This is a genomic window from Acinetobacter gerneri DSM 14967 = CIP 107464 = MTCC 9824, assembly GCF_000368565.1.
Classification (GTDB): domain Bacteria; phylum Pseudomonadota; class Gammaproteobacteria; order Pseudomonadales; family Moraxellaceae; genus Acinetobacter; species Acinetobacter gerneri.
In genome coordinates, this window is sequence record NZ_KB849533.1 from 35,398 (window position 1) to 49,146 (window position 13,749).

Here is a 13,749-nt window from a genome sequence, read left to right on the forward strand (position 1 = left end):
TAAATCTTATTCAATACAGAAATATCGTAAAATAATCGATTAATTACAGTTGATTACTCCAATCATTTTACCTGCGCTATCCACTTGATAAGCGGCGGCACCGACCAATAAATCGTACTGAAATAGTATCTCCATTCGCTGATTACCTTCAGCCAATAGCAGAGTATTCATCGTTGCATAACCATCAGTGATTTTATCCAAAGCCTGTCCATTGAGTTTCACTTTATATTCGTATTGATCACTTTTGATTGATAAATCTTCGCCCTGTTTTTGAATTTCACAGATAGATTTATTCTTCTGTACCAGTTTACGACTGACAAAATCTGGCATTAAAGTTTCAGTACAATGGGTAACAAGTTTAGTATTCCCCTGATACGCAACGCCGCTACAAGCGCTATAATTGATTTTTAATCGTACATAATCCTCAGGTGCATAAGGGATTGCACTGATTTTCCCTTCTTTAATTAATGGAACTAATCCATTGTATCCATTGAAAGAAAGTGATTTATTGACCGACTCTTTCAAACTCTCCAATAAATCATAATAGTTTGAATTTAATAAATTTAACTCATCGTCTAATTTATATTGTTTTAACTTTAATTCATTTTTTACTGCATTATTTGCCTGCTCTACGTCCTGAATACTTAGCTGATCAGCAGAGGCATACCAATCCTCTGGTAACTTTTTCGTTGCATGTATTATTAAAATACTCGTCAGCGGATTAATTTTTAATTTTTCATCTGCTTTAGTGATATATGAATAATAAACATCATTTTTAGTTTCAGCTTTGATTTTACAAGGCAACTGACTTTTATCTATTTCACCAGCCCAATCACCATAAATATCTGTAACTGTGGATGTTTTAAACCCCGTGTTATTCAAACACTTTGCTTCTATTTTTGCATTTCCTTGATTAAAAATATCTCCAAACGTATAGAGCGTTCCATTAATTTTCGTATATTCAATACTTGGTTTAGGATTAGGTTTAACCTCCAAATCTGGGCTTGGCTGAGGTGAAGGATTAACTGTAGTCTTTGAATCGGTTTGGGCAGAAGAGGTTCCCCCGGAACCTCCACCACAAGCAGTAAGTAATGAGACAAATAGCAGCGATGAGCCTAATTTGAATAGTGATTTAAAATCTGGGAGAGATGTTTGTTTGTTCATATCCATAACTTTTTGGGAGAGAAATTGTTTGTTTTAATTAATAAAGGTTATGTTTTATGATAAAAAAAAGCTCCTGTAAATACTTACAGGAACTTTTTTAGATATTTTTTTATTTAAACTTATTACTAAGCCACATTCCCTTCCAAGAAGTCCTGTGCAAAGCGTTGCAAAACACCGCCCGCTTCATACACATGCACTTCTTCTTCTGTATCCAAACGACACGTTACAGGTACTTTCACGATTTCATTTTGACCATTGGCATTTGAACGCTCAATCACCAAAGTTAAATCTGAACGAGGTGCGATATTACCAATCACGCTATAAAGCTCAGTACCATCCAGTTTTAAAGTTTTACGATCCGTACCCGCTTTAAACTCAAGCGGAAGTACGCCCATACCCACCAAGTTAGTACGGTGAATACGCTCAAAACCTTCAGCCACAATCGCTTCAACACCTGCCAAACGCACACCTTTCGCAGCCCAGTCACGACTCGAACCTTGACCGTAGTCTTTACCTGCGATCACGATCAATGGTTGCTTACGATTCATATAAGTCTCGATCGCTTCCCACATACGCATCACTTCGCCTTCAGGCTCGACACGTGCTTTTGAACCTTGTTTGATCGTACCATCTGAACGAACCACCATTTCATTGAACAATTTCGGGTTTGCCAAAGTCGCACGTTGTGCAGTCAAATGGTCACCACGGTGAGTTGCGTATGAGTTGAAGTCTTCTTCTGGTACACCCATTTTCGCCAAATATTCACCAGCAGCCGAATCCAAAATAATCGCATTCGATGGAGATAAATGGTCAGTGGTAATATTGTCAGGCAAGATCGCAAGTGGTCGCATGTTCGATAAAGTACGTGGTGCAGCCAATGCACCTTCCCAATACGGTGGGCGACGGATATAAGTACTTTGTGGACGCCAATCATAAAGTGGGCTTGCCGCTTGGACACGCTCACCCAAATCAAACATTGGGATATAAACTTTGTTGAATTGCTCAGGTTTTACAGCAACTTTCACCAATGCATCAATTTCTTCATCTGATGGCCAGATATCTTTTAAGTAGATTGGGTTGCCGTCTTTGTCATTGCCCAATGAATCTGTTTCGATATCAAAACGAATCGTACCTGCAATCGCATAAGCCACCACCAAAGGAGGTGATGCCAAGAATGCTTGTTTTGCATAAGGATGGATACGTCCATCAAAGTTACGGTTACCTGAAAGTACCGCAGTTGCATACAAATCACGATCAATGATTTCTTGTTGAATCACTGGATCAAGCGCACCAGACATCCCATTACACGTGGTACAAGCATAGGCTACGATACCAAAGCCCAGTTTTTCGAGATCATGCAATACGCCAGCTTCTTCTAGATATAAAGCAGCGGCTTTAGAACCTGGTGCAAATGAGGTTTTTACCCAAGGTTTACGAACTAAACCAAGCTCATTAGCTTTACGTGCAAGCAAACCTGCTGCAACTGTATTACGTGGATTTGATGTGTTGGTACATGAAGTAATTGCCGCAATGATGATCGCGCCATCTGGCATTAAACCTTCAGCTTCTTGAGCACGAGCGGCTTCTAAATTGCCTGCAATGCCTTTTTCTTTTAGATCGCTTGTCGATACACGAGCATGTGGGTTCGATGGACCTGCAATATTACGTGTCACTTTAGACAAATCAAACTGAAGAACACGTGGATACTCAGCCTGTTTCATATCCGATGCCCAAAGACCGATTTCTTTGGCATAAGCTTCAACCAATTTCACTTGCTCAGCTTCACGACCGGTCAATGTCAAATAATCAATCGTATTTTGATCAATATAGAACATTGCAGCAGTTGCGCCATATTCTGGTGTCATATTGGAAATCGTCGCACGATCACCGACTGACATGCTGTCTGCACCTTCACCAAAGAACTCAAGGTATGCACCTACGACACGTTCTTTACGTAAAAATTCAGTCAATGCCAATACGATATCGGTTGCAGTGATCCCTGCTTGACGTTGACCAACCAATTCCACACCGATAATGTCTGGAAGACGCATCCAAGATGCACGACCAAGCATGACATTTTCAGCTTCCAAACCACCCACACCCACAGAAATAACACCAAGCGCATCGGTATGAGGTGTATGAGAGTCAGTCCCTACGCATGTATCAGGATAAGCCACACCACCACGATTTTGGATCACTGGAGACATTTTTTCCAAGTTGATCTGGTGCATGATGCCGTTACCCGCTGGGATTACATCGACATTTTCAAATGCAGTTTTAGTCCACTCAATAAAATGGAAACGGTCTTCGTTACGGCGATCTTCGATTGCACGGTTTTTCTCGAATGCATCAGGATCAAAGCCGCCGTATTCCACAGCCAAAGAATGGTCAACGATCAATTGAGTAGGTACAACTGGATTGACTTTTGATGGATCGCCACCTTGATCTGCGATCGCATCACGGAGTCCTGCCAAATCCACCAAAGCGGTTTGTCCTAAAATATCGTGACATACCACACGTGCAGGATACCAAGGAAAATCGTGATCTTGTTTACGTTCGATCAACTGCTTTAAAGATTGTTCTAAAATGGCTGGATCACAGCGGCGAACCAACTGTTCTGCTAAAACTTTTGAAGTATATGGGAGTTTTGCATATGCGCCTGGCTGGATATCTTCTACGGCTTTTTTAACGTCGTAGTATTCGAGCTGGGTTCCTTGCAGCGGTTGACGGTAATTGTTATTCATAGCTTACCTTGCCTCTTGAATGTTTTACTGCGTGTTTATTGTTGAAGTTACAATCTGTATGCAGGCATAGTACACTGCCGAAAACCCATTTCCCAAATCGTTTATATTTCATAAGCTTAGATATAAAAAACGGGGTTTTGGAAACAATTAGTAACAATTGCATTAAAATATTTAAGCGAAATGTGCTTTTTTTGAAAAAATAGCGGAAAATAGCCCTAATTCTTTAGTATTAGATTTAAGATAAGCGAGCAGTTCATGAGCAATTTATCGTTTTCATCATTCACTTTAAACGGCACTGATGCACAAAAATTCCTACAAGGGCAAGTGACTTTAAACGCTGAAGCAATGCCTGAAAATGTCTCCCGTTATACCGCTATTTGCGATTTGAAAGGTCGTATTCACTTTGGTTTATGGCTAAAAAAAATCAATGCTGAATCTTTTTTCATCGTGACCACACAAGATCAAGCAGAAGAATTTGCAAAACATATCAAAAAATATGGCGCATTTTCCAAGATGAAACTTGAAGAAACAGGTACAGTTTTTCCAAGTTTAAATGCTGATACAACTGATTTTTCTGACAGTCAAACTGATATTTCTGCTTGGGAAATTGCAGCGATCCAAAATGGTCAAGCCTATATTGATCAAGCGATTGAAGGTGTATTTCAACCTCAAGAATTGCGTTTGCATCAACGTGAAGGCGTGCATTATGACAAAGGTTGTTATCTCGGTCAGGAAGTGATTGCTCGTCTTTGGTTTAAAGCTAAACCGAAAGCTTGGTTACATGCCATTCAAGGTACAGGCACTGCCCCATCTCAAGCTGAGCAGTTGAATAAAGGCGTACAAGTGGTCAATAGCACTGCCTTTGAAAATGGTTATATTGCCCTTGTGGTTGCTCGTCCTGAGGCTTTGGCAGAACTTGAAGTGACCGTTTTAGATTTGCCAGAAAGTTTAAGTAGTGATGTGGCTAGACCGCAGTAAATCAATAGATTTTAAAATGTTGTGATAAAGTAGCCTCTAAGTTTAGGGGCTTTTTTATGACTGAAAAATTATACTATTGGGCGGAAAATTTAGAAGGTTATATTTCTGATAATGAACAGGATTATGATCAAGTTATAGAAATTAAACGTCTTAATTAAAAACTATAAAGTCCCCTTCTCCCTCACATAATAAATCACACCGCTCTTATCATCGGAAAAATAAAATGATTTTTCATCAATTCGATAAATATCACAAGGACGACCATAGACCTTTTTACCCACTAAAAAGCCATCCATAAAAGTTTCAAGTTTCTGCCCTTTACGCATAATCACAATTTTATAACCATGCCCAATAGATGCATCCGTTGAACCATGCAACGCAACTAAAAATGAGTTTTGGATCGCACTATCGCTACTGCTCTGATCAAAATAATCAAAGCCAAGTGCGGATGAATGTGACGGGAAAGAGGCATAAGGCGCAGGTACATTTTTACAGCCAGATCTTCGTTTAAATTTTGGATCAGCAAAAACTTTAGCATTTGATACATAGCACGACGGCCAGCCATAATCAGCATCAGCCTTAAGTGCATAAAAAGTTTCATCAGGCTTGCCATGACCGAGATGATCGACACCTTGATTGGTCGCAAATAAAAAATTACCGATCCATTTCAAACCGACTGCATTGCGTAAACCTTGCGCATAAATTCGTTGTTTTGAACCATCAGGATTCATTTCCAAAACTGTTGCACGAACTGTTTCTTTTTCAGTGCAGGCATTGCAACTTGAACCGACTGAAATATAAATTTTGCCATTTCCGCCAATAGCGATAGTCCGAGTCAGATGCCAGCCACCATATTTATAACTCAAACCATAATCAGGAAATGTCGCTAAAACTTCGGCTTTGGCTGTAGATTTTAGTTCCCCTCGGCTAAATTTTCGGCGTGTAAGTTGATGTGTTTCAGCGAGATATAACCAATCTTGACCATCAGCATCCGTATAAAACTGTATCGAATTTGGATTTTTTAAACCTGTCATATACGGGATGACTTTCGCAAATTTACCTGTTTCAGCATTCCATTGATCCAAAAGATAAATCGTACCTTTTTGATTATCACTCAAATCATGCATATCGCTCACAAACATTCTTCCATCAGGTGCTTTGGCAAAAAATCGCACACGCTTTAAGCCCTCAGCTGCGGGAATGATCTCGTAGTTTGCTGGCAGATTGAGAGAAAATTGTTTACCACTTTTTAGATTGATTTGATGCGGTACAAGTTTGGGTTGTTCTGCTAAAACGCTCATCGAACAACATAAACTTATCCATAAGATTAAGAATATTTTCATCATTTTCGCCCGTCTCAATTGATCTTTTGGCAACATTTTTTTAAACAATTTTCAAAAAAGCAGCTTTGTTTTTATCTTGCTCGCAATTTCATTATGTTTATATAATACACCAATCATGTGTTATCGCGGCTGCTGAACCCCGATCAACTCATGAGTTTTTAAAATAATGGATACTTACAATTCACTTTTAGATCAACCTCAAATCCAACAACAGCGCCCAGAACGTAATCGAGCTTGGCGACGTAAAACTAAATATTTACACCGTGGTCGAGATCGTCAACAGACTGCACGATTTTGGAAGCCTGAAAAGAATTTTAAACTTCTTTATCAACGCTCATTAAAACAAAAAAGAGCAATGCGCTTAGGTTTTGAATATCCGCGTATTTCTCCACAACAAAGACGGCTCAATGCCCAACAAGACTTTTGGAATGAAACTGTTTGAACTATCTTTTTATCTGTAGTCGAAACCAGTGGCGTAGCCCGACTGCTGAGCGTATCTTTGCAGTCGGCTATGGTCTTTCAACACGTTCTGCGGGCACAAGTCGCCATGCCAAACACACGATTTCTCAAAAGGATATTGCTTGGGCAGACCGCATTTTTGTCATGGAACATAAACACAAACAAAATATCAAAGAAAAATTTCCACAATTGCTTCATCATAAAAAAGTGATCGTACTCGACATCGCTGATGATTATCAGTACATGGATGAAGCACTCATTCAAATATTAAAAGACTCGATGCAACCCTATTTAGATTAAAATTCAAATAGAATTTCTAAATTTAAAATACCAACAACATTTCTACATTTAAAAAACTCTTATTAAAAAATCAGGCGCTCAAGATGTTATTTGATCATTATAAAAAAATATTTCTAGTATTTATATTCATCAGCTTAACTATCATCACCCATGCTGAGATACAGCCAGAGCTATTACAGCAACTTAAAAATGAAAATGTCGTTGATACCACGCATACGCTGACTGACAATCAAATTGGACGGTTAAAACAGCAAAATGAACAGCTATATCAGCAAAAGAAAATTGATCTAAAAATTTTGATGATCCCATCGACGGGTGATCTAACCATTGAGCAATATGCTGATCAGGTTTTTAACAGCATTAAAATAGGTCATGCAAAACTCGATAATGGCTTACTTTTGGTTGTCGCTAAAGATGATCGTAAAATACGTTTAGAAGTCGGTTATGGGCTTGAAGGCGATATTCCAGATATCCAAGCGGCACGTATTATTCGGCATATCATGCAACCTGAGTTTAAAAATGAAAATTATTATCAAGGCATCAGTGATGCTCAACAAAGTATTGAAAAATTAAGCAATGGATTTGTGATTAACGATCACGGAAACTATATCAATCATCAGATTTCGCAAGCGGCATCCTTTTTTTTCACTTGCTTTGAATTGTTATTCGGTGTTCTCATCGCTTGGCTTTGGTTTTATATCTATGACCATGCCTATGGAGATGCTAATGATAGGAAACGTTTAGCATTTGTGCAGAGTATATTATTTGGCTTCATCGTCATTTTTTTTATGTGCTTAATTTTTAAGATAAATTTTTGGTCATTTTTGGGACTCTGTTTACCTACTGCTCTGCTCAGTGCCGTTCTCTTTGCAAAAATACATACACGACCTTATTTTAATCACATTGTATTGGGGGCGATCGCCATATTATTTTCTTTTCTACTGATTTATCTCATCTTTTGTTATTTATTTAAATCCGATGCAGGCACTGTTTCAAATGACTTTATTCATATTGCATCACCCTTCTTCAGTGTGCTTCCAGGCATCCTCATTTTCTATATCATAGGCTTCATTTTTAAGAAAGTTTTTGCTCGAAAGAAAAAACCACCGCACCGACTACCCGATCCATTTCCAAATAATCCACCTAAGTCAGATGCTACCTCATCAAGCAACTCTTCTTCTTCTTCAAGTAGCAGTAGCAGCGACTCTTCTTCAAGTAACAATAGAGATTCAGGAGGTAGTTCTGGTGGTGGCGGTGCTTCTGGGGGATGGTAAGCTTTCGGCTTTACTATCGCTTCAGTTAAAAATCGTGAAAGAGTTTATTCATATCTTTGACAACATATTCTTTAAAATGAAAGGCACGTGCATGTTTTGCATCAAACTTTGCAAGCTGACCATTTTTTTCAAAGATATAAACTCGATCGTCTTTGCTCACCAAAAATTCGCCAGCCAATTTCATCAATAAAGCATCTATTTTTACATCATCTGCAATGCTCTCATCTTGATTTACTTTGTCATAATTACGCTTGATGCCTTTGATAAACATGGCTTGATACTCTAATAACTTCTAAATAAATTTCAATGAATTGTAAGGGAAATGAGTCACAGATGAAATATCATTTTTAGCTTTAAAACGATCAATATAGTGGCTCTCATATTTGCACAAGATTCTAACTTTAAGCCCGCTAGAAAATCTCTACACAGCAACACGTATTGTGATCTTCAAATAAAACTTTATAATCCAAACCAAGCCATGTTGCTTAAATTTAAATCTAAAATAACGCTTATTTTGATCAATCTGCTACTTTTAGCAAACTACGACATTGCGTCATCCTCTTCATATAATGCCAATTTAACTGAGAAAAATTGCAATTTAAAAAATAAAAAGGAGAAATATGAAAACAATCAAAGTATTAAGATGGTCATATCTTTTCCTTTTTATTTTCGTGGCTTTTTGCTTATTTTTTGTCTACAAAATTTCTCATCGGGATTTTTCGTCTGAACTAGAATATTCTCGTGAAAAAAAACAAATTGATTCAAGTATTTTCTCAGCCTATAAGGGGCAAATTTACGCCTCAGTTCCGAGCAATGGCGACTATCTCATTCAACAAGCAGATCTTGCGACATTTCACCTCATTGATCAAAGCTACCAATCTCGACACGTCGCTGCCGATAAAAATCATGTTTATTGTGGCAATTTGATTTTAGAAAAGTTAAATCCCTCAACGACCACCGCCATCGGCAATGATTATTTAAGTGATGGTCAAAAGACTTATTATTGTTCTGGAATGACCATCAAAAATCCTGACTTGGGTATCGTGGCTGAAGTTAGTCAATTGGTGTTAAATCTTTTTGGCTTATATGATAAACCGCAAACTTGGATTTACCCTTTCAAAGAAGTCGCAAATATTCAGCAATCATCTAACATGAACGGATTGGTGACCAGCCAAAATCAAGTGCTCTTAAACGGTCAAGAACTCCCAAAAGCCAATGCACAAAGCTTAAGAAAAATTAATCGTTTATATGCTGATGGCGATACTCGACCAAGTGAGGTTTATACAGCTGACGGCCGACATGTTTATGCAAAAAATACGCTGCTCAACATGATGGATAGTGCTGATTTGTATAGTTTAGCGATTGATGCGCAAAACCAAGATGAATATTTGATCGAGCCAAAGTCGGGTATGGTTTATTTAAATGATTTTTCATTTGATCCATCACATGCACCTTACCGTATTCTTTCAATGCATGGCGCACATGCAAATCATACTCTTTGGCTCAGTAACGATGGCATCTATTTTTATGATCGAGAAGACAAAAAAGTCCGACGTGCTGCTGATAATGTTTTTAACAAATCAAACTTTACGGAAATTGCGCCTTTGATCTTTTTTGATGGGAAAACCCTGTTATACCTCCAAGATAAACAAGTTTGGGGAGGTAACAAAAATCCTGGTCTTAAATCCCGCTCTACCGAGATCTTGCAACTAGATGAACCCATGACAGGCCAATGGAAAAAAATAGGCGATGTAAATTATCGCTATGGTCAAGTTTGGCAAAATGGTTCAACGACTTATTACTTTGATCAGTTGGGTTCAGGTCAATCCATCAAACAGACCATTTATAAAATAGTTGATCCGACACTACTCGTAGAGTTAAGCAATCCAAATATTCGTACCGATGATTTGCGTGAAATTTTAAGCTCAAATCGAGTCGCTATACCTAAAAGTAAAATGGTTGCTTTCGCCAAAACGAGATACTCCGATGGACACATTTGGGCAGTGCTTTTTCCCGTAATTTTTCTTGGAATTATTAGCATTATTTTCTGGATCATGCGGCAATTTAAAATCAATCCTAAACCATTTGATATTGATGAAAACTATTTACAACTCAACAATATTTTCTCCAAAAAAATTGCTTTAGCTGATATTGATTGTGTGTATTTTACAAAAACATATATGCCTAGAAGTCGCGGTTATGTTGGCAGAATATGTGTACATCAGAAAAATGGTAAAAAGACTAGAAATCTCATGTTTCAAGCAAAAATGAGTTTATTCGCATCCAGTGCAGAGGAAATGGATGCATATATTTTAGAGATGCAAAATTTGTTGAAACAACACAGCGTAAAGAGTCATTTTGACCAAAATTGATTTGTTGTAATTTTGCTTTATCTACAAATTTCAACTATGAAATGTCATGTTAATTCGGCACTATAAAAACATTGTTTTTTATGAGAAATATGATGAAAACTCGCTTCGCTGCCCTTGCATTGAGTTTGTTTACGTTTACTACTGCGCATGCAGATATTCAAACTTTACAACAAAACTTAAAAAAGAATTATCCTGACATTCCAGTTAAAGCTGTCAATCCGACGGCAATCAAGGATATTTACGAAGTTTATATGGGCGGGCGAATCGTATATACCAATGATGAAGCGAAACTATTTTTCATCGGTAATTTGATCGATTTAAAAAATCAAAAAAACATCACAGAAGAACGTGAACAAATTCTAAATAAAATTGATGTTTCTAAACTGCCTTTAGATAAAGCAATCAAACATGTCAAAGGCGATGGCAGCCGTACTTTATATATTTTCAGTGATCCTGACTGCCCGTACTGTCATCGTTTAGAGCAAGAATTGACCAAAGTAGATAATGTGACCATCTATTTATTCTTGTATCCAATCACCAGTTTACATCCAAATGCTGAAAAGATTTCTGAGCAAATTTGGTGTTCAAAAGACCAATATAGTGCTTGGGAAAACTATATTTTAAACAAGAAAATGCCAGCAAAAGTTGCCAAATGTGATACCCCGATTCAGCCTTTAGCTAAACTGGGTGAAGCCTTAGAAATCGACGGCACGCCAACATTTTTCTTAAAAGATGGTAGCCGTATCTCTGGCGCAAAAAGTGCAGCAGATATTGAAGCATTATTTAAAAATGTAAAATAATAATCATTGATCAGATGGTTTATATTACTGATAGGGCATACGATTTTTAGTATGCTCTTTTTGATTGGTTCGTTTTTAAAATAATAAAATCAAGTATTTGTTATATACTATTTTTTCATGTTAATAATATTCTAATTACAACAACAATATATTCCTTTAAATATTATATATTTCAACAAATCTCCTTATTTAATACTAAATTTTGACAAAAATAGACATAAATTGATCAAGTTATACAAATCACTTGTTTACATTCAAGATTTTCAAATTATGATAAAACTATTTCCAATCCCAATTAAATGGATTTAAGGTTTTAAAAAGGTAACGTTATAAAATGAAAAAAATTCTTCTCGCAACACTTATTGCTCTTTCATCAAGTACGGCTGTTTTTGCGGCTGATGCAGCTGCGCCTCAAACAGGTCTAAACCCTGCATTTGCTAAAGTTGAACAATATATTCAAGCTCAAAATTTTACTGCTGCTTATCAAGAACTTGATAAACTTGGTAAAGCTGGAAACGCTCAAGCTTTGTATAATCAAGCTTATTTAACCCAAGTTGGTAAAGGTACGACAAAAGACGAGAAAAAAGCACTGCAACTTTATCAACAATCAGGTGATAAAGGTTATCCAGTTGCCAATTATGTTTTAGCTCAAGCTTATGGTACAGGTAGTTTAACTGCGCCAAAAGATGAGAAAAAAGCTCGTCAATATTTAGAAAAAGCATCAAATCAAGGTTTTGATGATGCAACGGTAGAACTTGCTGTCATGTACTTTGCAGAAGGTACAGATCAAAGTAATAAACTTGGTTTAGCTAAACTTGATCCTTTAATCAAAAAAGGTAACTATCAAGCGATCCATGCTAAAGCCTTATATGACATTACTACTGGCTTAAAAAATAAAAATGAAGCAACAATTAAACAAGGTTTAGATTCAATCAAAAATCTTGGCTCTAAAGGTTATATTCCTGCGCTCATGGCAATGGCAAATATGTTAGCGCGTGGTGATATTGTTCAGCAAAACTTACCAGAAGCACGTAAGATCTATGCTGCTCTAGCTCAGGACAATGTTCCTCAGTCTAAAGAAGCGCTTGCTGCAATTGATAAAATGATTGCTGAACAAGGTAAGGCTGCACCAGCGCCAAAAAAATAAGTTCTGATTAAAAGATCTGTTTTTAAAGGCATTTGTTTTGTTGAAATATTCAATCTAAGCAAATGCCTTTTTTATATTCACTTTCACATTTTTTATTATTCATTACGATAGAAAAATAACGATAAGATTCAAACAATCACCACCAATAAGCGATCAATCCACTAATCACCATAAAGCCAAAAACAGTACTAATCACCAATGGTGTTAGAGATTTTTCATTTAAACCATATACTTGCCCTAAGATCCCAAACAATGTTGGCATCGGTAATGCTGCGATAATCGTTCCTGCATACACCATTTCTTGACTGACATTGGTTAAGTAACTCAGCCCTAAAAACACCAGTAAAGGCATGACAATATTTTTAAGAAATACCAATAAAATGCTTTGAATATTGACGTATTGGATACTTAAACCAACTAAACCAGCACCAATGACAAAAAGTGCCAATGGCGAAGCCGTTTGCCCCAATAACATAAAGACTTGATCAATATTTTTAGGTATATGCAATTGCAGCATTGCGCAGAGCATTCCCAACACGACAGACAAGAAAATTGGATTTTTAAGCAGCGTAAAAATAGTGTTTTTGATTAAATCACTGAGCTTTGCCTGCTTTTGTAAACCTGCTTCTGCCAAAGCCAAAACTGTTGGTACTAACATGACACTTTCAATAATTAAAATCATTGAAATATAAGTGGTTGCTTGGCTTGCACCAATCAATAAAGTCAAAATGGCTGTACCAATAAACCCTGTATTGGACATTGCCCCGCCCATAGCAAGCACCGAGGCATCTGTAAAATTTTCTCGATAAAATTTTCTGAAAATATAAACGCCTATGGCATACAGAAAAAATGTGACGCCTGCATAAACTGCAAAATATGACGGAAACCAAATATCTTGAAAATTTTTACTGGAAAGTGCGTGAAAAAGCAAAGCGGGTAAAGCAATTTTAACCACAAATAAGCTCAAAACTTGAATCTGATCTTTTTTCAGTAAATCAATTTTGACACTAAAATAACCAGATAAAAGCAATAAAAAGATCGGTACAATCACCGCAAAAACCATCGAGCTACCTTTACGAATTTCATAAAAATCAAGCATAGGAAATAGGGCCTACAACCCTAGATCCTAAGTGAAATTGCTTTAAATTTTAAATACTTTTGGGGAATA

Annotated in this window: 12 protein-coding genes; 7 read left to right on the top strand and 5 right to left on the bottom strand. The window is 37.1% G+C overall.

Going from position 1 to position 13,749, the window contains the following annotated elements:
- Positions 1–39: 39 nt before the first annotated feature.
- Positions 40–1,164 (bottom strand): hypothetical protein, encoded by a 1,125-nt coding sequence (locus F960_RS22880; protein ID WP_228134717.1) that lies wholly within the window; start codon positions 1,162–1,164, stop codon positions 40–42.
- 125 nt (positions 1,165–1,289) lie between these two features.
- Entirely contained in the window at positions 1,290–3,908 is a 2,619-nt protein-coding gene (gene acnD, locus F960_RS00490; protein ID WP_004854722.1) for a Fe/S-dependent 2-methylisocitrate dehydratase AcnD, read from the bottom strand.
- Positions 3,909–4,163: 255 nt separating this feature from the next.
- Between acnD and ygfZ the strand changes: the two genes are divergently transcribed.
- Positions 4,164–4,886 carry a CAF17-like 4Fe-4S cluster assembly/insertion protein YgfZ gene (ygfZ, locus tag F960_RS00495; RefSeq protein ID WP_004854726.1) on the top strand — a complete coding sequence of 241 codons (723 nt, stop codon included), beginning with the start codon at positions 4,164–4,166 and terminating at the stop codon, positions 4,884–4,886.
- A gap of 161 nt (positions 4,887–5,047) precedes the next feature.
- Here the strand turns inward: ygfZ and F960_RS00500 are convergent, their stop codons facing one another.
- The gene (locus tag F960_RS00500) at positions 5,048–6,232 is read right to left on the bottom strand and encodes a PQQ-dependent sugar dehydrogenase (protein ID WP_004854731.1); all 1,185 of its coding nucleotides are present in this window, start codon (positions 6,230–6,232) and stop codon (positions 5,048–5,050) included.
- Positions 6,233–6,395: 163 nt separating this feature from the next.
- Between F960_RS00500 and F960_RS00505 the strand changes: the two genes are divergently transcribed.
- The 3 genes from F960_RS00505 (at position 6,396) to F960_RS21400 (ending at position 8,262) form a co-directional block, all read left to right on the top strand.
- On the top strand, positions 6,396–6,671 hold the full coding sequence (locus tag F960_RS00505; RefSeq protein WP_004854734.1) for a hypothetical protein: 276 nt from the start codon (positions 6,396–6,398) through the stop codon (positions 6,669–6,671).
- Positions 6,668–6,988, top strand: a complete 321-nt coding sequence (locus F960_RS00510; protein WP_004854738.1) for a low molecular weight protein tyrosine phosphatase family protein — start codon at positions 6,668–6,670, stop codon at positions 6,986–6,988. The genes F960_RS00505 and F960_RS00510 overlap by 4 nt, the downstream gene beginning before the upstream one ends.
- Positions 6,989–7,071: 83 nt before the next feature.
- Complete coding sequence (locus tag F960_RS21400; RefSeq protein ID WP_004854740.1) at positions 7,072–8,262, top strand: TPM domain-containing protein; 1,191 nt, start codon at positions 7,072–7,074, stop codon at positions 8,260–8,262.
- 25 nt (positions 8,263–8,287) lie between these two features.
- Here the strand turns inward: F960_RS21400 and F960_RS00520 are convergent, their stop codons facing one another.
- The gene (locus F960_RS00520; protein WP_004854743.1) at positions 8,288–8,533 is read right to left on the bottom strand and encodes a hypothetical protein; all 246 of its coding nucleotides are present in this window, start codon (positions 8,531–8,533) and stop codon (positions 8,288–8,290) included.
- 349 nt (positions 8,534–8,882) lie between these two features.
- Between F960_RS00520 and F960_RS00525 the strand changes: the two genes are divergently transcribed.
- The 3 genes from F960_RS00525 (at position 8,883) to F960_RS00535 (ending at position 12,581) form a co-directional block, all read left to right on the top strand.
- Positions 8,883–10,634, top strand: coding sequence for a DKNYY domain-containing protein (locus F960_RS00525; RefSeq protein WP_004854744.1), 1,752 nt, complete (start codon positions 8,883–8,885; stop codon positions 10,632–10,634).
- Between the two features lie 92 nt (positions 10,635–10,726).
- Positions 10,727–11,434 carry a DsbC family protein gene (locus F960_RS00530; RefSeq protein ID WP_004854748.1) on the top strand — a complete coding sequence of 236 codons (708 nt, stop codon included), beginning with the start codon at positions 10,727–10,729 and terminating at the stop codon, positions 11,432–11,434.
- 334 nt (positions 11,435–11,768) lie between these two features.
- The gene (locus F960_RS00535) at positions 11,769–12,581 is read left to right on the top strand and encodes a tetratricopeptide repeat protein (protein ID WP_004854750.1); all 813 of its coding nucleotides are present in this window, start codon (positions 11,769–11,771) and stop codon (positions 12,579–12,581) included.
- 136 nt (positions 12,582–12,717) lie between these two features.
- On the opposite strand, the gene F960_RS00540 is transcribed toward F960_RS00535, so the two are convergent.
- Complete coding sequence (locus tag F960_RS00540; RefSeq protein ID WP_035373218.1) at positions 12,718–13,644, bottom strand: AEC family transporter; 927 nt, start codon at positions 13,642–13,644, stop codon at positions 12,718–12,720.
- Positions 13,645–13,749: the final 105 nt, after the last annotated feature.